The 19450-nt window shown below is 69.2% G+C and carries 23 protein-coding genes and 1 pseudogene; 16 read left to right on the top strand and 8 right to left on the bottom strand.

What is annotated here, in order from left to right; all coding sequences use genetic code 11:
- The 4 genes and pseudogenes from ACWELJ_RS26840 to ACWELJ_RS26825 all read left to right on the top strand — a co-directional run.
- Positions 1-898 (top strand): annotated as a pseudogene (locus ACWELJ_RS26840) (hypothetical protein); the annotation flags it as partial.
- Between the two features lie 27 nt (positions 899-925).
- Positions 926-2149, top strand: coding sequence for an Rv3212 family protein (locus ACWELJ_RS26835; RefSeq protein ID WP_452368904.1), 1224 nt, complete (start codon positions 926-928; stop codon positions 2147-2149).
- Between the two features lie 47 nt (positions 2150-2196).
- Positions 2197-2814 (top strand): acid phosphatase, encoded by a 618-nt coding sequence (locus ACWELJ_RS26830; protein ID WP_452368903.1) that lies wholly within the window; start codon positions 2197-2199, stop codon positions 2812-2814.
- The gene (locus ACWELJ_RS26825) at positions 2811-3290 is read left to right on the top strand and encodes an N-acetyltransferase family protein (RefSeq protein WP_452368902.1); all 480 of its coding nucleotides are present in this window, start codon (positions 2811-2813) and stop codon (positions 3288-3290) included. The genes ACWELJ_RS26830 and ACWELJ_RS26825 overlap by 4 nt, the downstream gene beginning before the upstream one ends.
- Before the next feature lie 93 nt (positions 3291-3383).
- On the opposite strand, the gene ACWELJ_RS26820 is transcribed toward ACWELJ_RS26825, so the two are convergent.
- Positions 3384-3842: a hypothetical protein gene (locus ACWELJ_RS26820; protein WP_452368901.1), complete on the bottom strand. Its 459-nt coding sequence runs from the start codon at positions 3840-3842 to the stop codon at positions 3384-3386.
- 198 nt (positions 3843-4040) lie between these two features.
- Between ACWELJ_RS26820 and ACWELJ_RS26815 the strand changes: the two genes are divergently transcribed.
- On the top strand, positions 4041-4979 hold the full coding sequence (locus ACWELJ_RS26815) for a diacylglycerol/lipid kinase family protein (RefSeq protein ID WP_452368900.1): 939 nt from the start codon (positions 4041-4043) through the stop codon (positions 4977-4979).
- 255 nt (positions 4980-5234) lie between these two features.
- Positions 5235-5489: a WhiB family transcriptional regulator gene (locus ACWELJ_RS26810; protein WP_033087439.1), complete on the top strand. Its 255-nt coding sequence runs from the start codon at positions 5235-5237 to the stop codon at positions 5487-5489.
- Positions 5490-5754: 265 nt separating this feature from the next.
- On the opposite strand, the gene ACWELJ_RS26805 is transcribed toward ACWELJ_RS26810, so the two are convergent.
- Positions 5755-7269, bottom strand: coding sequence for a sensor histidine kinase (locus ACWELJ_RS26805; RefSeq protein WP_452368899.1), 1515 nt, complete (start codon positions 7267-7269; stop codon positions 5755-5757).
- A gap of 86 nt (positions 7270-7355) precedes the next feature.
- Positions 7356-7571, bottom strand: a complete 216-nt coding sequence (locus ACWELJ_RS26800) for a biotin/lipoyl-binding carrier protein (protein WP_213559751.1) — start codon at positions 7569-7571, stop codon at positions 7356-7358.
- Between the two features lie 91 nt (positions 7572-7662).
- Between ACWELJ_RS26800 and ACWELJ_RS26795 the strand changes: the two genes are divergently transcribed.
- Positions 7663-7737, top strand: a complete 75-nt coding sequence (locus ACWELJ_RS26795; protein ID WP_153805149.1) for a 50S ribosomal protein bL37 — start codon at positions 7663-7665, stop codon at positions 7735-7737.
- Between the two features lie 83 nt (positions 7738-7820).
- Here the strand turns inward: ACWELJ_RS26795 and rsrA are convergent, their stop codons facing one another.
- Positions 7821-8090 carry a mycothiol system anti-sigma-R factor gene (rsrA, locus tag ACWELJ_RS26790; RefSeq protein ID WP_452368907.1) on the bottom strand — a complete coding sequence of 90 codons (270 nt, stop codon included), beginning with the start codon at positions 8088-8090 and terminating at the stop codon, positions 7821-7823.
- An 8-nt stretch (positions 8091-8098) separates the two neighbouring features.
- Entirely contained in the window at positions 8099-8827 is a 729-nt protein-coding gene (locus ACWELJ_RS26785) for a sigma-70 family RNA polymerase sigma factor (RefSeq protein WP_452368906.1), read from the bottom strand.
- A 235-nt stretch (positions 8828-9062) separates the two neighbouring features.
- Here ACWELJ_RS26785 and ybaK point away from each other — a divergent pair, with 235 nt between their 5' ends.
- From ybaK to ACWELJ_RS26765, 4 genes are all read left to right on the top strand, one after another.
- Entirely contained in the window at positions 9063-9554 is a 492-nt protein-coding gene (ybaK, locus tag ACWELJ_RS26780) for a Cys-tRNA(Pro) deacylase (protein ID WP_452368898.1), read from the top strand.
- A gap of 156 nt (positions 9555-9710) precedes the next feature.
- Positions 9711-10256, top strand: coding sequence for a MarR family winged helix-turn-helix transcriptional regulator (locus tag ACWELJ_RS26775; RefSeq protein WP_452368897.1), 546 nt, complete (start codon positions 9711-9713; stop codon positions 10254-10256).
- Positions 10257-10327: 71 nt separating this feature from the next.
- Positions 10328-11944 carry an MDR family MFS transporter gene (locus tag ACWELJ_RS26770; protein ID WP_452368905.1) on the top strand — a complete coding sequence of 539 codons (1617 nt, stop codon included), beginning with the start codon at positions 10328-10330 and terminating at the stop codon, positions 11942-11944.
- Between the two features lie 168 nt (positions 11945-12112).
- Complete coding sequence (locus tag ACWELJ_RS26765; protein WP_452368896.1) at positions 12113-12415, top strand: hypothetical protein; 303 nt, start codon at positions 12113-12115, stop codon at positions 12413-12415.
- 26 nt (positions 12416-12441) lie between these two features.
- Here the strand turns inward: ACWELJ_RS26765 and ACWELJ_RS26760 are convergent, their stop codons facing one another.
- Positions 12442-13209 (bottom strand): SOS response-associated peptidase, encoded by a 768-nt coding sequence (locus ACWELJ_RS26760; protein ID WP_452368895.1) that lies wholly within the window; start codon positions 13207-13209, stop codon positions 12442-12444.
- Positions 13210-13340: 131 nt separating this feature from the next.
- On the opposite strand from ACWELJ_RS26760, the gene ACWELJ_RS26755 reads away from it, so the two are divergent.
- Complete coding sequence (locus ACWELJ_RS26755; protein WP_452368894.1) at positions 13341-14849, top strand: aldehyde dehydrogenase family protein; 1509 nt, start codon at positions 13341-13343, stop codon at positions 14847-14849.
- A gap of 52 nt (positions 14850-14901) precedes the next feature.
- Here ACWELJ_RS26755 and ACWELJ_RS26750 read toward each other — a convergent pair whose 3' ends face one another.
- A complete protein-coding gene (locus ACWELJ_RS26750) occupies positions 14902-15192 on the bottom strand; it encodes a hypothetical protein (RefSeq protein WP_452368893.1) in 291 nt (96 codons plus the stop codon).
- A gap of 105 nt (positions 15193-15297) precedes the next feature.
- On the opposite strand from ACWELJ_RS26750, the gene aroA reads away from it, so the two are divergent.
- The 4 genes from aroA to ACWELJ_RS26730 all read left to right on the top strand — a co-directional run bounded on the left by aroA (position 15298) and on the right by ACWELJ_RS26730 (position 18413).
- Entirely contained in the window at positions 15298-16599 is a 1302-nt protein-coding gene (gene aroA, locus ACWELJ_RS26745; protein WP_452368892.1) for a 3-phosphoshikimate 1-carboxyvinyltransferase, read from the top strand.
- On the top strand, positions 16542-17603 hold the full coding sequence (gene rsgA / locus ACWELJ_RS26740; RefSeq protein WP_452368891.1) for a ribosome small subunit-dependent GTPase A: 1062 nt from the start codon (positions 16542-16544) through the stop codon (positions 17601-17603). Before aroA ends, rsgA begins: the two co-directional genes overlap by 58 nt.
- Positions 17604-17681: 78 nt before the next feature.
- The gene (locus ACWELJ_RS26735) at positions 17682-17861 is read left to right on the top strand and encodes a hypothetical protein (protein WP_452368890.1); all 180 of its coding nucleotides are present in this window, start codon (positions 17682-17684) and stop codon (positions 17859-17861) included.
- Between the two features lie 27 nt (positions 17862-17888).
- Complete coding sequence (locus ACWELJ_RS26730; protein ID WP_452368889.1) at positions 17889-18413, top strand: nitroreductase family deazaflavin-dependent oxidoreductase; 525 nt, start codon at positions 17889-17891, stop codon at positions 18411-18413.
- Positions 18414-18467: 54 nt separating this feature from the next.
- On the opposite strand, the gene ACWELJ_RS26725 is transcribed toward ACWELJ_RS26730, so the two are convergent.
- A partial coding sequence (locus ACWELJ_RS26725; RefSeq protein WP_452368888.1) for a LuxR C-terminal-related transcriptional regulator occupies positions 18468-19450 on the bottom strand: 983 nt, incomplete at its 5' end.

Below are 19450 nucleotides of genomic sequence, written 5' to 3'. Positions count from 1 at the left end.
GGCCGCGCCGGTGGCCGACGCGGATTCGGCGGCCGAGGCCACTCCGCAGGCCGTGGCGGTCGAGGCCGTGGCGCAGGAAGCGGAAGCGCCGCGCAAGCGCACCCGCCGCAAGGCCACGGCCGAGGCCGGTAGCGCCACGGTCGAGGCTGGTTCGGTGGCTGCCGCCGACAGCGCGGTGGCGGATGTGAAGTCCGAGGCCACCGTGGTCGCCGAGACCGCGCCGGAGGCCACGGCACCGTGTAAGCGGGCCGGCCGGGCCAAGGCCACCACCGAATCCGCCACCGGCACAAACGGTTCCGCCGCCGACGCGGCGGTCGCGGCCGAGGGTGAGGTCGCGATGGCCGCGCCGAAGAAGCGGGCGAGCCGCGCCAAGGCCGCCGTCGCGGTCGTCGCGGAGGAAGCCGCCGAGGCTCCGAAGAGCGCGCCGCGCAAGCGCACTCGCAAGGCCGCGGCCGAATCCGCCGCCGTCGAATCCGCCGCTGTCGTGGAGACCGCTGCCGACGCGGCTCCCGCGGAGGCGGTCGAAGCGCCGAAGAAGGCTCCGGCCAAGCGGACTCGCAAGGTCGCGGCCCAGGCTGCCGACTCCGCCGCGAAGTCGACCGCCGACGACACGGCGAAGTCGACCGCCGCGAAGGCCGCGCCCGCCAAGGCCAAGGCCGGGGCGAAGCGGTCCACCGCCGCGAACGGTGAGGTCGTGGCCGAGGCGGAGGCGCCGAAGAAGCGGGTTCGCAAGGCCGTCAAGGCGGCGGCGAAGTCCGAGGTCGAGGCCGTCGAGTCGGGTGCCGCGGCAAGCGGTTCCGAGGCGGCCCCGGTGAAGCGGACGCGGCGCAAGAAGACCGAGGCCGGGGCGGAGGGCGCCGTCGCGGTCGCCGACACCGCGGTCGCGGCCTCGGCCTAGTCGCTCGGATCGGCTACTCTCGCTGTCGTGCTCGCACCCGAGCGGCGGACGCGCGCCGATATTCTCACCGCTGTCGCGATCGCCGCTCTGGTGGCGATCGCGACAGCGGTCGTGGTGCTGACCAGCGGTGTCCGCGGTACCCACGCCACTACCGCCACCCGTACCCTGCCCGCGCCGGTCTCCACCGATCCGGTGCCCGCGCAGGTCTCGGAGCTGTGGCACGCCCCCGACGGGGCGGCCCAGCGGTCGCTGGTGGTGGGCGGCGTGGCCGTCACCGCCGACGGCGGCACGGTGTCGGGGCGCGATCCCCGCACCGGCGAGCAGGTCTGGACCTATGAGCGGGATCTGCCGCTGTGCGCGGTGGAGGTCCAGTTCGGCACGGTCATCGCCACCTACCGGGATCAGCGCGGATGCAGTCAGACCACACTGCTCAACGCGGAGAACGGATCTCGGGTCGCGGCCCGGTCCAGCTACATGGACGACCGGGTCACCCTCAGCCCCGACAGCACCTACATGCTCGCGCAGGGGCCGAAGCGGCTGGAACTGTGGCGTTCGGACATGGTCCGCACCCTCGAGTACGGCTATGTCGACGCCCCGGTGAACCCGCACACCCAGCCCCGCAGCGGCTGCACCCTGGTCTCGGCGAGCTCCGCGCCGAGCCGGGTGGCGGTGCTGGAGCGCTGCCCGAACGAGGCGGCCGCGCGGCTGAGCATCCTCAATCCGGCGCCCAAGGACGGCACCACGCCGGAGGAGTACAGCTCGCACGTGCTGACCGAGCCCGGCGGCGCGGTCGACGGGGCGAAGGTGATCGCGGTGTCCGACACCAGGATCGCGCTCTACCTGCCCGGAACCGCGTCCACCACACCGGTTCTCGCGCTCTACGACGTGAACGGCAATCTGGTCGCCACCCACCAGATGCCGCCGTTCTCCGACACCGCCATGGTGGCGCGGCTGTCGTCGGGCTTCTTCGTCTTCACCGGTGAGGCGCTGGTCGCGCTGAACCTCTCCACCCTGGACCCGCTGTGGGGCACGCACAATGTGCTCGGCACCGCGGCGATGATGTCCGGCCAGCTGATCGCCCCGATCCCGGACGGGCTGGCCGTGCTGGATCCCGCCACCGGCGCCCAGCTCTCGCGAATCCCGCTGCAGCGCAGCGACTATCACAAGGAACCGATCTCGCTGGGGGTGTCGGGAACCATGTTCCTGGAACGCCGCGGCGCCCAGGTGTACGGAGTCGGCGCCCGCCTCTGAGGTACACGTATGCCACCGGGACGGCAGTTGTGGAGCATGATCGATTCATGAGTGGTGGCGAATTCCGGCTGGTATTGCTTCGACACGGGGAGACGGACTGGTCGGCCGCGCGCCGCCACACCGGGCGCACCGACGTACCGCTCACCGAGCTCGGGGAGGCGCAGGCGCGGGCGGCCGGGAGACTCCTGTACGACCTGGAGCTGTCGAACCCGTTGGTGCTCTGCAGCCCCCGGCAGCGGGCGCTACGGACCGCGGAGCTGGCGGGGCTCGGCCAGGTCATCGTCGACGATGATCTGGTGGAGTGGGATTACGGCGAATACGAGGGCCTGACCACACCCGAGATCCAGCGGATGTCGCCCGGCTGGACCATCTGGACCGGGGAGGTTCCCGAAGGCGAGACCGCCGACCACGTCCGCAAACGCGCCGACCACGTCCTGGCCACCGTCATCCCCGAACTCGCCACCCGCGACGTGGTGCTGGTCGGGCACGGCCATTTCTCGCGCGCCCTGATCGCCCGCTGGGCCGAGTTCGAGGTGACCGAGGGCCGCCGGTTCTTCCTGTCCACCGCCGCGGTTACGGTGCTGGGACACGATCACCAAGCGCGAACCGTGCTCGCGCACAACCTGGTCGCGCCGCTCGACCCGATGGAAGGGGCCCCCGCATGATCCGCCGCGCCACACCCGACGACGTCCCCGCGCTGGTGGGTCTCGTCCACGACCTGGCCGAGTACGAGAAGGCTCCCGAGGAGTGCACGCTCACCGAGGAGCAGCTGCGGACCGCGCTGTTCGGGCCCACGCCCGCGCTGTACGCCCATGTCGCCGAGAGCGATCACGGCGTGGTGGGCTGCGCCATCTGGTTCCTCAACTACTCCACCTGGAAGGGCGTGCACGGGATCTACCTGGAGGATCTCTACGTCAAGCCGGAGGCGCGCAAGCGCGGGCTGGGCAAGAGCCTGCTGGCGACGCTGGCCCGCGAGGCCGTCGAGCAGGGGTACGCCCGGGTGGACTGGTCGGTCCTCACCTGGAACACCCCGAGCATCGACTTCTACGAGTCCATCGGGGCCGAGCATCAGCACGAGTGGACCGGCTACCGGCTGTCCGGCTCTCCCCTGGCGCGGCTCGCGACGCACGCCGACGACTGAGGGCCGTCAGCCCCGGGAAAGCGCTCGCTCACCCAGGGAGGTGGGCGAGCGTCCAAAAGTCGGTTCAGCGGCCATCGAGCCGGGTTTGCGGCGCTACTCCGCGTCCGAGCCGTACCCCTCGGCCATCCACTTCACCGAGGCGGGCGCGAACAACGCGCCCAGGGTGCCCAGCGCCAGCAATCCCAGCGGCGTCCCGAATTCGGGCCGCCCCGAGGTGAACATGTAATACGCGACACCCAGCAGCAACAGCTGGGTCAACGTCGCCAGCGCCCGCCCCCACCGCTTGCCGCGCATGAGGGTGAGCCCCGCCGCCAGCACCGCGCCGCCGAGGATCGCCGCGTACCCGGCGGTGAGATAGCTGTTCTTCGCGCTCTGCGCCTCGCCGTTCAGGCCGACGACGATCAGGATGACCATCGCCACCAGCCCGGCCGCGCCCTCCAGCGCGACCAGCGCGCCCGCGACGCGCACGGTCGCGGGCACGCCCCCGGCCTGCGCGGTCCCGCCCCCGGTGTCGCCCGCCGACTTGCTCTCGCCCTGGTTCTGCTCAGCCACGCCCCCAGCCTACGACCGAGCGTCGTTGGCGAGCGCACCCGCACCGCACCTGACCAGTTGGGAACTGGCACTGGAAGGTTCGCGGCCGTCTCGTTCTGGACTGACGGAGCGACGGAGCGAAGCGGAGGAGCGGAGGAGGCAAGAACGAGACTTCGGGGCCGCGAACCAGCCGGAGCGAAGCGGAGGCAGAATGGCACCGTGCGGACGCTGCTGATCGTGAACCCGAATGCCACTTCGACCACTCGGTCCACTCGCGATCTCTTGGCCCACGCACTGGAAAGCCGCACCGAACTCACCGTCCGCCAGACCGAGCGCCGCGGGCACGCCGCCGAATTGGCGGCCTGGGCCGCCGACAGCCGGATGGATCTGATCGTGGTGCACGGCGGCGACGGCACCGTGAACGAGACCATCAACGGCTTCCTCCCGCTGCCCGGGCAGCCGCAGCGCGAATGGCTGCCGCGGCTGGGCATCATCCCGGGCGGTTCGGCGAATGTGTTCGCGCGCTCGCTCGGCATCGAGCCGGATCCGGTGACCGCCACCAATCAGCTCATCGATCTGGTGGCCGACAGCGCGGACCGCCGCATCGGTCTGGGCGTGGCCGACGATCGCTGGTTCTGCTTCAGCGCCGGGGTGGGTCTGGACGCGGATGTGTGCGAGGCCATCGACGAGAAGCGCGCGAAGGGCAAGTCGGCTACGCCGGCTCGTTATCTGCGCACCACGGTCAAGCAGTTCTTCCGCGCCAAACGCCGTGCCCCGCAAGTGACCTTGGACATTCCAGGTCACGAACCGGTCACGGATGTGCATTACGCATTCGTGACCAACGCCAGTCCCTGGACCTATCTCGACAACACGCCCGTGGTCACCAACCCGGGGACCACCTTCGAATCCGGTCTCGGGGTGTTTGCCATGCGCACCATGGGTGTCCTGCCCACCCTGATGGTCGCGAGACAGTTGCTGGCGGCCCAGGGTGATCCCAAGGGCCACACATTGTTTCGCGAGGACGACGTTCCGGGCGTAACCGTCACGGCGGAAGAACCGATCGGGTTGCAAATCGACGGCGACTTCATCGGTCGACGCAACATGGTGAATTTCACAGCGGTCCCGGATATCCTCGATGTGGTCGCGCCGAAGCCCTAACCGGCTCGACACACCTGAGAAAACTGTTTGTTGCGCTGCGAAAACCCGCTCGACCGAGTACAAATGACACGGCGGACCCCCATGTAGGGGTCTTACAGCGTGAGCTTCCCCACGGTGCACCAGGTATCTATTGACATCTACGGTGTTCGTGAAAGCATTCACAAGCAACCGTGCGGAAACATTCGAGTCGCACAAGTGAACGGACCACAAACCCGAGGGGCAGCGCCGTGCGCGCCCTAGCAAAGGAGCAGAGGAATGGACTGGCGCCACAAGGCCATCTGTCGCGACGAGGACCCCGAGCTGTTCTTCCCGGTGGGTAACAGTGGTCCGGCGCTCGCGCAGATTGCCGATGCCAAGCTGGTCTGCGCTCGCTGCCCGGTCACCGCTGACTGCCTTTCCTGGGCCCTGAAGTCGGGCCAGGATGCCGGCGTGTGGGGTGGAATGAGCGAGGACGAGCGTCGCGCGCTGAAGCGTCGCAACGCGCGCACGCGCACCCGCAGCGTCGTCTAACCACCTAGACGACAAGGCGTTACGGCCCAACCCAGCCTCGGGGCCGCAACGCAATTCGGCCCGGCACCAACACAGGTGCCGGGCTTCAGTGTGTCTGGGCCGACTCGAGCCCCCGAACCCGCTGAGCGGATCTCCGGGGCTCCGCCCCGAACCCCCGCACGAGAATTCTCCGGTGCAATTCCCACTCAACAGGATTCACCGTCGAACGAAAGTTCGGGCGCGGCTTTTCAGCGCACGCCCGAACTTATGCGTCGAAGTTGATATTTCAGCGCGCGGAGCGCCGGCCGAGCGGAACTCGCAGTACCGCGTCGGTTCCGACATCGGCTCCCGGGTGAAGTCCGATCGAGCCGCCCAATTCCGCCGTGACCAGTGTGCGGACGATTTGCAGGCCCAGCCGGTCGGAGGCCTCCAGGCTGAAGCCGTCGGGCAGGCCGCGGCCGTCGTCGCTGATGATGACGTCGAGCCAGCGCGCCGATCGCTCGGAACGGATTGTGACCGTACCGTTCTCACCCGCGTCGAAGGCGTGCTCGATGGCGTTCTGCACCAACTCGGTCAGCACCATGACCAGCGGGGTGGCGCGTTCGGCGGAGAAGACGCCCAGCGAGCCGGCCCGGCGCACCTTGATGCGGGCCGTGTGCACGGTCGCCACGTCGGCCATGATCGGCAGCAGGCGGTCCACCACCTCGTCCAGATCGACCTCTTCGTCAACCGACATGGACAACATTTCGTGTACGGACGCGATGGAGGTGACCCGGCGGACCGATTCGGTCAGCGCCAGGCGGGCCTCCTCGTTCTCGGTGCGGCGGGCCTGCAGGCGCAGCAGCGCGGCCACCGTCTGCAGGTTGTTCTTCACCCGGTGGTGGATCTCGCGGATGGTCGCGTCCTTGGACAGCAGCGCGCGGTCGCGGCGCTTCACCTCGGTCACGTCGCGGACCAGCACGGCCGCGCCGCCGAGCTCGCCGTGCGGGCGCAGCACCAGGGTGCGCAGCAGTACGGTGGCGCCGCGCGCCTCGACTTCCATTCGGCGCCCGCCCTTTCCGGCCAGGGCCGCCTGGATGTCGCCGACCACCTCCTGCGCGTCGAACGGGTCGGTGATGAGCGAGCGGGTGGTCAGCGCCAGGTCCTGGCCGACCAGATCGTTCTGCAAGCCCATGCGGTGATACGCCGACAGCGCGTTGGGGCTGGCGTAGACGACGGTGCCCTCGGTGTCGAGACGGATGAAGCCGTCGCCCGCGCGCGGGCTGGAATGCGAGCCGGTGCGGTCCTCGAGCGCCGGCCAGGTGCCGTCGGCGACCATCTGGCACAGGTCGTCGGCGCAGGACATGTACGCGATCTCGAGACTGGACCGCATCTTGCGGCGCTGGGTGTCGGTATCGCGGCCGAGCACGGCGATGATGTCGTCGCCGACCCGCACCGGAATCGCCTCGCGCATGGCGTGCACGGGATGCGGGTGATAGACCCCGGTCAGGGCGGTGTCCGCTTCGAAGCGCTGGATATCGGCGTCCAGCAGGGCCTCGAACACATGCGGATTCGCCTCTTTGGTGGCGTAGCTGCCGACCAGGTCCTCCTGGTGCACGGTGGGGGCGGTGGTGGGGCGGCACTGGGCCACGCAGACCACCTCCGCGCCCTCGGTCACCGGTCCGGTGCCCACCCAGAGCAGCAGATCCGCGAAGGACAGATCCGCCAGCAGCTGCCAATCCCCCACCACCCGCTGCAAATGGTCGACGGCCGCGCCCGGTAGATCGGTGTGCTCGGCCAGTAGCTCACTCAGGGTCGACATTCACCCACACTCCTCTGTTCCCACGTCGGGTGTATGTTCCCACGCGACACGGCGAGGATGCGTCAGGAGCGGGCGGGGGCTCGCACTCAGGAGATGACGGCGATCAGGTCGCCGGGCTGCAGGACGTCGCCGGGCTTGACGTTGATCGAGGCCACGGTGCCGGGGCCCTCGACGATGACCGGGATCTCCATCTTCATCGACTCGAGCATGACCACCGGATCGTCGGCCTTCACTTCGTCGCCCACGGAGACCAGGATCTCCTGCACGGTCGACACCATCTCGGCCAGCACTTCCTCAGCCATGAACACCTCTCGCTTTCGAGTGACCTGTAGCCCCTGAAGGTACAGCAGATCACGCGTGAAAGAATGGCGACCGACTGAAGGGAGATTACCTATGGGTAAGCGTGGACGTAAGAAGCGTGGCCGCAAGAAGAATGCCGCCAACCACGGCAAGCGGCCGAACGCCTGAGCTGCTTCGATAAGCTCGAAAACTGCTGAGCGGCACCACTTCCCACCAGGGGAAGGGTGCCGCTCAGCTGTGTATCGGGTGTCCTATTCGGCCGATTCGGTCCGGCCCTGGATGACCGTGTAGCTGGTCCGGATCTCCATCGTCAGCCGCTGGCGCAGCGAGTCCGGCGCGCGGTCGCCGCCACACTTGCGGTTCAGCAGCGACTTGAGCTTCTCCTCCAGGCCGTAGGCCTCGACGCACGGCGAGCACCGGTCGATGTGCTGCCGCAACCGCGCCTTCACGGTCTCGTCGCACTCGTTGTCCAGGAGCAGCCAGACATCGGCGAGCACCGCCGAGCAGTCCAGTTCTTCCATCTCGTCGCTCACTGGGTGACCTCCTCGCGCGCCGCATCGCTGCCCGACCGGTTGAATCCACGTTCCCGCGCCACGTCCGCGAGCAGGCCCTTGAGCTGCTTGCGGCCCCGGTGCAGGCGGGACATGACAGTACCGATGGGAGTACCCATGATCTCGGCGATTTCCTTGTAGGGGAAGCCCTCCACGTCGGCGTAGTACACCGCCATCCGGAATTCCTCCGGCAGCGACTGCAGAGCGGCCTTGATGTCGTCGTCCGGCAGCGCCTCGAGCGCCTCCATCTCCGCGGAGCGCAGGCCCTGGGAGGTGTGTTCGGCGGTGGCGGCGAGCTGCCAGTCGGTGATCTCGTCGGTCGGATACTGCGCGGGCTGGCGCTGCTTCTTCCGGTACGAGTTGATGTAGGTGTTGGTGAGGATGCGGTACAGCCAGGCCCGCAGGTTGGTGCCCTCACGGAAGGAACGGAAGCCCTGGTAGGCCTTGGCGAAGGTCTCCTGCACCAGGTCCTCGGCGTCGGCCGGGTTGCGGGTCATGCGCAGGGCCGCGCCGTAGAGCTGGTCCAGCAGCGGCAGCGCGTCGCGTTCGAACCGGGCGGCCAGTTCGGCCGTCGATTCGGAGCTCCTGGCCCCGGATTCGCTCACTTCGTCGTCATAGTCGACCGCTTGGTCCTCACCGGCGTCGATGCTGTCCGCATCGTCATCACGCCGGCGATCGACCATGTCGTCGTCGCTCGTCACGCTAATCCCTTCGATCGCCGTAGCAATTGAATCTACCGCGAACAGGGATTCGGCCCGGAAACCGGTTGGGCGCTCCTCGAGCAGAACGGACACCGACTCCTCCTTGGTCATGGGATCGAGTGCTTCCCGGCCGTGGGCCCGGCGGTTGCCGAGAAGCGCGTATCGCATGCAACAGGGTGAACGCTCCGGCTGTTCCCCACGCGGTGAAAACGGCTTGCGCACGGTGTCTAGGGTGAGCCGCATGGCCGCTTCCACTCCCGCGATCAAGGCCCTGGTGCAGGCGAAGGTGGCGCACCGGGTGCACGCGTATACCCATGACCCGCGCAGTGATTCGTACGGGGCGGAGGCGGTGGACGCGCTGGCGGCCGAGGTCGGGGTGAGCGCCGGGCAGATCTTCAAGACGCTGGTGATCGAATTGGGTTCGGGCGGGCTCGCGGTGGCGGTGCTGCCGGTGCCGGCCACGCTGTCGCTGAAGGCGGCGGCCGCGGCGCTGGGCGGCGGCAAGGCGGCGATGGCGGACAAGGCCAAGGCCGAGCGCACGACCGGCTATGTGCTGGGCGGGATTTCGCCGCTGGGGCAGAAGAAGCGGCTGCCGACGGTGGTCGACGCCTCGGCGCTGGAGTGGGATCGGGTGCTGTGCAGCGCGGGTAAGCGCGGGCTGGAGATCGAGCTCGCGCCCGCGGATCTGGTGCGGCTGACGGGGGCGGTGACCGCGGCGGTCGCGGTGGTCTGACCTGCCGATTTCTGGGCGATTTGTCCGATTCCCTCGTGAGCGGAGACACAACCTCCGGAAATCCCTTGCCAAGTGACAACTATGTCGGAATACTTGCGCCGTACAACTAGTTGCCTTTTACAAGCAATTGCCCGACGCAAGGAGGTGAGACCGACCGTGACCGACGATGACCCGGCGACCAGCACCGACATCGACGACGGCCTTGTCGATGCCATCGCCTACGAGATCGCCCGGCTCACCAAGCTGCGCGACCGCACCAACGCGCAGATCTCGGCCCTCACCGGGGGCGAGATCGAACCGGCCGCGTTCAGCATCCTGTTCCAGCTGATCCACGGCGGCCCGAAACGCTCGGGCGCGCTCGCCGAGGCCCTCTACTCCGACGCCTCGACCATCAGCCGCCAGGTCGCGAGCCTGGTCAAGCGCGGACTCATCGAACGCCGCGCCGACCCCGCCGACGGCCGCGCCAGCGTGCTGGACGTGACCGCCGCCGGACGCTCCGTGGCCGCCCAGATCCGGGCCCGCCGCAACGACTCGCTGCGCGACATGCTCACCGACTGGACCCCCGGCGAACGGGAGGTCTTCTCCCGGCTGCTGCATCGCTTCGTCGACGGCTACGAGGGGACCCGGCAGCGCATGCTGGCCGATATCGCGGCCCACAAAGACCTGAATTCCTATTACGAACCCGCGGAGAGCAATTCGTGACAACCCAAGCGACAGCGGCGGAGCCGGAAGTCAATTCGGCCGGCTTCACCCACAAGCAGATCCTGGTGATCATGAGCGGCCTGATGATGGGCATGCTGCTGGCCGCCCTCGATCAGACCATCGTGTCGACCTCCATCCGCACCATCGCCGATGAGCTGCAAGGCTATTCGGCGCAGGCGTGGGTCACCACCGCCTACCTGATCACCTCGACGCTGGCCACCCCGCTCTACGGCAAGCTGTCGGACATGTACGGCCGCAAGCCGTTCTACCTGGCCGCCATCACCATCTTCGTGGCCGGTTCGCTGGCCTGTTCGATGGCGACCTCGATGTACCAGCTGGCCGCCTTCCGCGCCTTCCAGGGCCTGGGCGCGGGCGGTCTGATGTCGCTGGCGCTGACCATCATGGGCGACATCGTGTCCCCGCGCGAACGCGCCCGCTACCAGGGCTACTTCCTGGCCGTGTTCGGCACCTCCAGCGTGGTGGGCCCGGTCATCGGCGGCCTGCTCTCGGGCACCGACCAGATCCTGGGCGTCACCGGCTGGCGCTGGGTGTTCCTGGTGAACGTGCCGATCGGCATCCTCGCGCTGGCCGTGGTGACCCGCGTGCTCAAGCTGCCCAAGCGTCCCAGCACCAAGGTGGCCATCGACTGGATGGGCATCTCGGCGCTGATCGTCGGCCTGGTGCCGCTGCTGGTGATCGCCGAGCAGGGCCGCGAATGGGGTTGGACCAGTGGACACGCCATTCTCTGCTATGCCCTCGGCGCGATCGGCGTGCTGAGCTTCATCGCCGTCGAGGCCAAGCAGGGCGACGCGGCGCTGATCCCGCTGCGCATGTTCAAGAACTCCACCTTCGCCCTGGGCGTGCTCATCTCGGTGGTGGTCGGCGCGGCCATGTTCGGCGGCATCACCCTGCTGCCGCAGTACCTGCAGGTGGTGCAGGGCGCGAGCCCGACCAAGGCGGGTCTGCTGATGCTGCCGCTGGTGGCGGGCATGATGACCGGCTCGATCCTGGCGGGTCAGCTGATCTCGCGGACCGGACGCTACAAGTACTTCCCGCCGGTCGGCGCCGGACTGCTCACCGCGGGCCTGTTCCTGCTGCACCTGGTCTCGGCCGACACCAAGCTGTGGATCGTCATGATCTTCATGGCGATCACCGGCTTCGGCCTGGGCAACCTGATGCAGCCGCTGACCCTGGCGCTGCAGAACGCGTTGCCGCCCAAGGACATGGGCGTCTCCACCGCGGCGGCGACCTTCTTCCGGCAGATCGGCGGCACCCTGGGTGTGGCGGTGTTCCTGTCGGTGCTGTTCACCCAGCTCGCCCCGAACATCACCGGCTCGCTCGAGTCCGCCGCCCAGCAGCCCGCCTACGTGCAGGCCATCAAGGACGGCATGACCAGCGACAACCCGGTCGACAAGCAGGTCGCCAAGGGCCTGGTCGCCAAGGATCCGGCGGTCGCGAACCAGGTGCTCAACGACAGCTCGGTCATCCAGAAGCTGGACCCGACCCTGGCGCATCCGTTCAAGGAGGGCTTCGCCAAGTCCATGGACCGGGTGTTCCTGGCGGCCACCGCGGTCGCGCTGATCGCCTTCATCCTGGTGCTGTTCTGGAAGGAGGTGCCGCTGCGGACCGCGGGCGGCATCCAGGCCCGCGACGAGGCCGCCGCGAAGGCGGATCCCGCGACGGTCTGACCGGCGACAACCGATTCGACAGTGCCCCCACCGCGAGGACGCGGCGGGGGCACTGTCATTTCACTATCCCGGCGGTTTTCTGTGAGTTACTGGGGAGCGAGCAGTGAGGTTGTTGTGAACGTGTGCAGTCCGCAAGGTCCGATTCGAACCCGAGGATGTGATGCGGTTATGTCTCGCTATCGGCGCATTGGCACGGCTGTCGCCGCCGGAACACTGATCATGGCGCTGGGCGCGGGCCCGTTGACGGTCGTCACCGCGACGGCCGAGCCCCTCAACGTTCCCGTCGCGCCGCAGGGACCCAGCTTCCCCGACCCGGGCGCGCCGGGCGGCGGCGCGCAGCCGAAGAAGGACGAGAAGGTGGAGAAGGCCGAGCAGCTCGGCGGCGGCATGATCACCAAGATGATCGACTCGACGGCCGAGACCTTGCGGTGCGTGCTGAATATCGGCCTGCCGACGGTCAAGTGCAAGTAGGCGGTATCGAACGCCGCGCGGGCCGGTCAGATCAAGCCGATCTGACCGGCCTGTTCGTCCACCGCCGCCAACAGCTCCGGGCCGTTGTTCTTGACGCTGTTCACCAGCGACGGCACTTCCCGGATCACGATGTCCGAAACCGCCGCGGCGGCAGGCGTTTCCAGCAGTTCCTCCGGGGCCGGGTGGTCCGGGTCCAGCCAGGCCGCCCAGTGCTCGCGCGGCATGGGCAGCGGCATGCGGTCGTGGACCTTGGTGAGATCGCCGACGGCGTCGGTGGTCAGGATCGTGCAGGACAGCAGCGGCCGTGCGGCGTCACCCTGATCGCGGTCGTGCCAGACCGACCAGAGACCCGCCATATAGAGGCGGCCGCCGTCGGCGCGGGACATGAAGTACGGGCGCTTGACGGCCTTACCGGTGCCGCCCGCCTCGGTGACCCACTCGTACCAGCCGTCCATCGGCACCAGGCAGCGGCGCTTCTTCACCGCGTCCCGGAAGGAGGCGGTGGTGGCGGCCTTGTCGGCGCGGGCGTTGAAGAGCGGTTTGCCCTTCACCGGGACGCCCGGTTCGGCGGTCTTGGTCCAGGGCGGGATCAAGCCCCAGCGCATGGCCCGGATGCGCAGGGCCGCCGGGTCTTCCGGGTGGTCGCGGTCATGGCGTTCGACCACGGTGAGCACCTGGTTGGTGGGGGCCACGTTGTAGTTGGGGTCGAATCCCCGGTCGCCGGTCTCGTCGATGGCGTCGAGCTCGACGGCCAGCTTCGCGGGATTCGTCGTGGTCGCGTATCTACCGCACATGCCGACCATGCTGCCACCGCCCTGTGACACTCACCGGAAATGAATCGCCATCAATGTGATGGCAATTGACATCACTTGGACGGTGTGAGACGTTCGTCTCATCACACTCTCATCCAGAGGATCGCCGCACCATGACTGCAACCGAAGCCGCCCCGCTCGATCAGGCCGAGACGCTGACTTCCGTCAACCCTGCCACCGGCGAGGCCCTCGCCACCTACCGGATCGATGATGAGGCGGCCGTGGGCGCTGCCGTCGCCAAAGCCCGCACCGCCGCCGCCACCTGGGGTGCGCTGAGCTACGCCGAGCGCAAGAAGCACGTCCTGCGCTGGGGCAGCAAGCTGGTCGAGAAGTCCGACGAGTTGTGCGAGCTCATCCACGCCGAGAACGGCAAACCGCTCGACGACGCCTTCCTCGAGCTCATGCTGGCGCTCGAGCACATCAAGTGGGCCGCCTCCAACGCCGAGAAGGTGCTCAAGCCGCGCAAGGTCGCGCCCGGCGCGTTCATGGCCAACTTCGCCGCGCACCTGGAATACCGCCCGCTGGGCGTGGTCGGGGTCATCGGCCCCTGGAACTACCCGGTCTACACCCCCAACGGCTCCATCGCCTACGCGCTGGCCGCGGGCAACTGCGTGGTGTTCAAGCCGAGCGAATTCTCCACCGGCATCGGCAATTTCGTGGCCAAGGCGTTCGCCGAGGCGAACCCGGAGCTGCCGGACGGGGTGTTCATCACCGTCAACGGCTACGGGGCCACCGGCGCCGCGCTGGTGAAGTCCGGCGTCGACAAGCTGGCGTTCACCGGGTCCACCGCGACCGGTAAGAAGATCATGGCCTCGGCCGCCGAGTCGCTCACCCCGGTGCTGCTGGAATGCGGCGGCAAGGACGCGGTGATCGTGGCCGCGGACGCCGACATCAAGGCCGCCGCCGACGCCGTCGCCTGGGGCGCCACCGCCAACTCCGGCCAGACCTGCGCGGGCGTCGAGCGTGTCTACGTGGACAAGTCCATCGCCACCGAGTTCGTGGCCGAGGTCAAGCGCATCCTCACCGACATCAAGCCCGGCTCCGACGACAAGGCCTCCTACGGGCCGATGACCATGCCGAGCCAGGTCGACATCGTGCGCCGGCACATCGAGGACGCGCTGAAGAACGGCGGCACCGCGGTGCTCGGCGGCCCCGAGTCCGTCAAGGGCTCCTTCATCGACCCGGTCATCCTGGTCGACGTGGACGAGTCCTCGGAAGCGGTGTGCGAGGAGACCTTCGGCCCGACCGTCACCATCCGCACCGTCAGCGGCGTGGACGAGGCCGTGGAGCTCACCAACAAGAGCAAGTACGGCCTGGGCTCCGCGGTCTACTCCAAGAAGCAGGGCATGGAGATCGCCCGGCGACTGGAGGTCGGCTGCACCTCGGTGAACTCGGTGCTGTCCTACGCCGCCATCTCCGGACTGCCCTTCGGCGGTGTCCGCGACTCCGGCATCGGCCGCATCCACGGCGCCCCCGGCCTACTGGAATTCGCCCGCCCGCACTCGATCGCGGTGCAGCGCTTCACGATTCCGGGCATGGCGCTGCTGTCCTACACCCGCACCGACCGCACCATGAAGCTGCTCCGCAAGATCGTGCCGCTGGTGCACGGTCGCGCCAAGTAGGCGAAACCTCAACCGCGGCAATGCCGGTCCCTACGGGGGCCGGCATTGTCCGTCAAGAGGTGGGCGGCAAGGGCGGCGCGGCGAAGAACTCCTCGAGCGGGGTCGGGCCGGTGTAGCGCCGGCAGTTGCAACGCGCCCAGGCTTTGATGCCCGCCCCGGTCTTGCGGAAGTTCTCGGCGTGGCAGTGGCCCGCTTCGCGGTCGTGCAGGGCCAGGTCGTGGCCGCAGCCGCAGAGCGCTGGACTCGACTGCTCGGACTTGGTGCGGCGGGAACCGAATCGGCCCGCGAGCCAGCCGCCGCCGACCAGCGCGCCACCGATTACCAGGCTGATGGGATCGATCACCCACCCAGCATACGTACTCGTATACGTATACGTCGAGGGTTGCGGTCCGGGCGAGAACGGGACGTGCGGCCCCCGAGACCCCGGCCATTTGGGAGGATAGGCATTGTGACTTTCTGGCCCGCGCCCCATGTCCGAGTTCCCGTCCACGCTTCGGTGACCCTGCCCGGGTCCAAATCCATTACCAATCGGGCGCTGATCCTCGCCGCGCTGGCGGATCGGCCGTCCACCATCACCGGAGCGCTGCGCAGCCGGGACACCGATCTGATGATCGCGGCGCTGCGCGCCATGGGCGCCGGGATCGAGGGCGACGGCACCACGCTGGCCGTCACGCCGCCCGCCGAATTCGGCAGCGCCATGGTCGATTGCGGGCTCGCGGGCACGGTCATGCGGTTCCTGCCGCCGGTGGCGGCGCTGGCGCGCGGCGACGTCGCCTTCGACGGCGACGAGCAGGCGCGGGCGCGGCCGCTCGGCACCATCCTGGACGCGCTGCGGGCGCTGGGCCTCGATATCGACGGCAACCAGCTGCCTTTCGTGGTGCACGGGATGGGTTCCCTGCGCGGCGGGCCGGTCACCATCGACGCGTCGGGTTCCTCGCAGTTCGTGTCCGGCCTGCTGCTGTCGGCGGCGCGGTTCGAGCAGGGTGTCACCGTGAACCATGACGGCGCGGCGCTGCCGTCCATGCCGCACATCGAGATGACCGTGGAGATGCTGCGCCGGGCCGACGTTCGCGTCGACGCCCCCAACGATCCGCGCAAGGCGCAGACCTGGACCGTCGCGCCCGGCCCGATCCGCGCGGTGGACTGGGACGTGGAGCCGGACCTGTCCAACGCCACCCCGTTCCTGGCCGCGGCCGCGGTCACCGGCGGCGAGGTGAGCATCCCGCACTGGCCCCGCTACACCACCCAGCCCGGCGACGTGATCCGCGAGATCCTGGTCCGGATGGGCGCGGAGGCCCGGATCTTCGACAGCGTGCTCACCGTGCGCGGCCCGGAGCGCTTGGCGGGCATCGACATCGACCTGCACGACGTGGGCGAGCTGACCCCGACCGTGGCCGCCCTTGCGGCCCTGGCGGATTCGCCGTCGCGACTGCGCGGCATCGCGCATCTGCGCGGCCACGAGACCGACCGGCTGGCCGCGCTGGCCACCGAGATCAACCGGCTCGGCGGCAAGGTCAGCGAGACCGAGGACGGGCTGGCCATCGTGCCGAACCCGCTCACCGGCGGGCAGTGGCGTTCCTACGCCGACCACCGGATGGCCACCGCGGGCGCGATCATCGGCCTGGTCACCCCCGGCGTGGAGATCGAGGACATCGGCACCACCGCCAAGACGCTGCCCGGATTCGTCGAGTTGTGGGAGAGCATGCTGGCCGGAGCGGACCACGCCGGCGAGCCGGGAGCAGGACGCTGAGGCGCCGCGAGTACGACGAGTCCGATGTCCGGGTGCGCCCGGGCAAGGGCTCGCGCCCGCGCACCAAGACCCGGCCGCAACATCTGGATGCCGAAGCGGCCATGGTGGTTTCGGTGGACCGCGGCCGCTGGGGGTGCGTGCTGGACGGGGATCCCGAGCGCGGCGTGGTCGCCATGCGGGCGCGCGAACTGGGCCGGACCCCGATCGTGGTCGGCGACCAGGTGGATCTGGTCGGCGACCTGTCCGGCAAGCCCGACACCCTGGCCCGCATCGTGCGGGTGGCCGAACGGCGAACGGTCTTGCGCCGCACCGCCGATGACACCGACCCGTTCGAGCGGGTGGTGGTGGCCAATGCCGAGCAGTTGTTCATCGTGGTGGCGCTGGCCGATCCGCCGCCGCGCACCGGGTTCGTGGAGCGGGCCATGGTGGCGGCGTATGTCGGTGGGCTGCAACCGATCCTGTGCCTCACCAAGCACGATCTGGCCGCCGACTCCGAATTCGCCTCGGCCTTCGAGGATCTGGATCTCACCATCGTCTACGCGGGCATCGAGGATCCCCTGGAACCGGTGCTGGAGCTACTCGACGACAAGCTGACCGCGTTCATCGGGCATTCGGGGGTGGGCAAGTCCACCCTGGTGAACCGGCTGGTTCCCGACGCCGAGCGCGCGGTCGGTGAGGTGTCGGGGGTCGGGAAGGGGCGCCACACCTCCACCCAGTCGGTGGCGCTGCCGTTGCCCGGCGATGGCTGGGTGGTCGACACGCCCGGCGTGCGATCGTTCGGCTTGGCCCACATCACACCCGACGACGTGATCGCCGCCTTCTCCGATCTGGCCGACGCCATCGAGGACTGTCCGCGCGGCTGCACCCACCTGGGCCCGCCCGCCGATCCGGAATGCGCTCTCGACCTGCTGGAAGGTAAGCAGCAGCGAGTGGCGGCCATTCGCCGCCTGCTGACCGCGCTGAATTCGAACGACCCCTGGTTCCGCGGCAACAGCGAATCCTGAGGCGACACGGGCCGCCACCGGTAGCTGAAAAATCGCCCATTCGATACCTTTTGTGCATAACCGGCACGAAGGGAAGTCATGAGCGAGGAAACTCCGCCGCGCGAGCATGACGACGACGCCCGCTCGCGCGCGGACGAGAAGAAACGGCTGCGCGAGGACGAGAAGAAGCGACTACGCCGCGAACACGACGAGGACCGCTCCCCCGCCGACCCCAACGATTGGAACGACGACTGGGATCGGGCGCGTTGGGCACCCTAGCGGCGGCCCGGCAACATAATCGGGGGCATGGTTTTCGCTGAATGGCAGCGCGGCCCCGGCGCGCCCGCCCGCTGGAATCCACTCCCCCGGCTGGGGCGGGCGCTGGCCCGCCGCCGCACGGTCATGCGCGCCGCGCCGCTGGTGTTCGCGCTGGAACTGCTCGCACGGCGAACCACCAAGGGCCGCAAGGGGATTCTCGATGTCGCGGGTCTGCCCGCGGTGCAGCTGACGGTCGCGGGCCGCCGCACCGGGCTGCCGCGCACGGTCAGCCTGCTCTACACACCCGATCCGCTGGACGAGAAGCGCTTCCTGATCGTCTCCTCGAACTGGGGCAAGCCCGAACCGCCGTCCTGGTCGGCCAATCTGCGGCACGCCGAGCACGCCGAGCTGGCGGTGCGGGGTGAGCGGTTCCCGGTCCGGGTCCGGGAGCTGACCGGCGGTGATCGCGACCGGGCCTGGCGGCGGGCACTGGAATTCTGGCCCGGCTACGCCATGGAGCAGCGGCTCGCGGGGGCGCGCCGGTTCCGGCTGTTCGAACTCACCCGTGTCTGAGGCCGCTCGCACCCGCATGTCCGAGGCCGCTCGCACCCACGTGTCCGAGGCCGCTCACACCGGCGGCCGGATCAGCCGCATGCCGTTGTGGAAGTCGATGCCGCGCAGTTCGGAACGGCCGGTGAGACCTAGCTTCTCGAGAATCCGGGACATGTGGTGGCCGACGGTGCGCGGGCTGAGGAACAGCTCCGCGCCGATCTCCCGATTGGTGAGGCCCCGTGCGGCGAGGCGGGCCACCTGGGACTCCTGCGCGGTCAACGGAGTATCCGAACCCGCGGCCGGCTTGGCCCCGGTGCCGGTGAGATCGAGTTCGGTGCGGCTGTTCACGGCCCACGCGGTCGCGCCGATCAGGTCGAAACCATCGGCGGCGAGGCGCAATTGCTCGGCGGCGTCGCGGCGGCGGCGGACCCGGCGCAGCCACTTGCCGTAGAGCAGCTGGATGCGGGCGCGCCCGAAACTGCCGTGCCGGGCATCGCCGACCGCGACGGCCCGCCGGTAGTAGTGCTCGGCGCGGTCCTCCTCCGCGAGCAGCGCGTGGCAGGCGTAGGCGGCGGCCAGCGCCCAGCGGGCCCGGGACCGCCGCGCCCAGAGCACGATGCGCTCCGAGTGCGCGGCGGCTTCGTCGAAACGACCCACGCGGCACGCCGCTTCGACGAGATCGAGGGTCGCCAGCCGGGCCAGCGTGGGATGCGCGGCCTCGTGGCCGGGCTGCGACAGCGCGCGCAACCGGCGGTAGGCGGCCTCGGCGTCACCGGCGGTCAGCGCGTGGAAGCCGTGGTGCCAGTAGGCGCCGCCGGTCAGCAGCGGCACCGCGTGCGCGCGGGACAGCGCCAGCGCGCGATCCACGCTGTCGGCCACCAGGTCCGCGTCGCCGCGCTGGGCGGCCAGCCGGGCCCGCAGATTCCAGCACTGGGCGAGGATATTGTCCGCGCCCGCGCCGGTCGCCAGCTCGAACGCCTCCGTGAGGGTGGCCTCCCCCGCCTCCCAGCGCCCGGTCGCGAACTGCACGGCGGCCAGCTGCGGCAGCACCCCGCCCT

The organism is Nocardia sp. NPDC004582 (genome assembly GCF_053602115.1).
This window is presented reverse-complemented; position numbering and strand designations above follow the sequence as displayed.

Excerpts from the sequence above, each read along its gene's own strand:
- ACWELJ_RS26800 (WP_213559751.1), bottom strand. The coding sequence starts at position 7,571 with ATGGCTGAGGAAGTGCTGGCCGAGATGGTGTCGACCGTGCAGGAGATC.
- ACWELJ_RS26730 (WP_452368889.1), top strand. The coding sequence starts at position 17,889 with ATGGTTTTCGCTGAATGGCAGCGCGGCCCCGGCGCGCCCGCCCGCTGG.
- ACWELJ_RS26805 (WP_452368899.1), bottom strand. The coding sequence starts at position 7,269 with ATGTCGACCCTGAGTGAGCTACTGGCCGAGCACACCGATCTACCGGGC.
- ACWELJ_RS26765 (WP_452368896.1), top strand. The coding sequence starts at position 12,113 with ATGTCTCGCTATCGGCGCATTGGCACGGCTGTCGCCGCCGGAACACTG.
- ACWELJ_RS26755 (WP_452368894.1), top strand. The coding sequence starts at position 13,341 with ATGACTGCAACCGAAGCCGCCCCGCTCGATCAGGCCGAGACGCTGACT.
- rsrA (WP_452368907.1), bottom strand. The coding sequence starts at position 8,090 with ATGGAAGAACTGGACTGCTCGGCGGTGCTCGCCGATGTCTGGCTGCTC.
- ACWELJ_RS26735 (WP_452368890.1), top strand. The coding sequence starts at position 17,682 with ATGAGCGAGGAAACTCCGCCGCGCGAGCATGACGACGACGCCCGCTCG.
- ACWELJ_RS26830 (WP_452368903.1), top strand. The coding sequence starts at position 2,197 with ATGAGTGGTGGCGAATTCCGGCTGGTATTGCTTCGACACGGGGAGACG.
- ACWELJ_RS26760 (WP_452368895.1), bottom strand. The coding sequence starts at position 13,209 with ATGTGCGGTAGATACGCGACCACGACGAATCCCGCGAAGCTGGCCGTC.
- ybaK (WP_452368898.1), top strand. The coding sequence starts at position 9,063 with ATGGCCGCTTCCACTCCCGCGATCAAGGCCCTGGTGCAGGCGAAGGTG.
- ACWELJ_RS26810 (WP_033087439.1), top strand. The coding sequence starts at position 5,235 with ATGGACTGGCGCCACAAGGCCATCTGTCGCGACGAGGACCCCGAGCTG.
- ACWELJ_RS26770 (WP_452368905.1), top strand. The coding sequence starts at position 10,328 with ATGAGCGGCCTGATGATGGGCATGCTGCTGGCCGCCCTCGATCAGACC.
- ACWELJ_RS26825 (WP_452368902.1), top strand. The coding sequence starts at position 2,811 with ATGATCCGCCGCGCCACACCCGACGACGTCCCCGCGCTGGTGGGTCTC.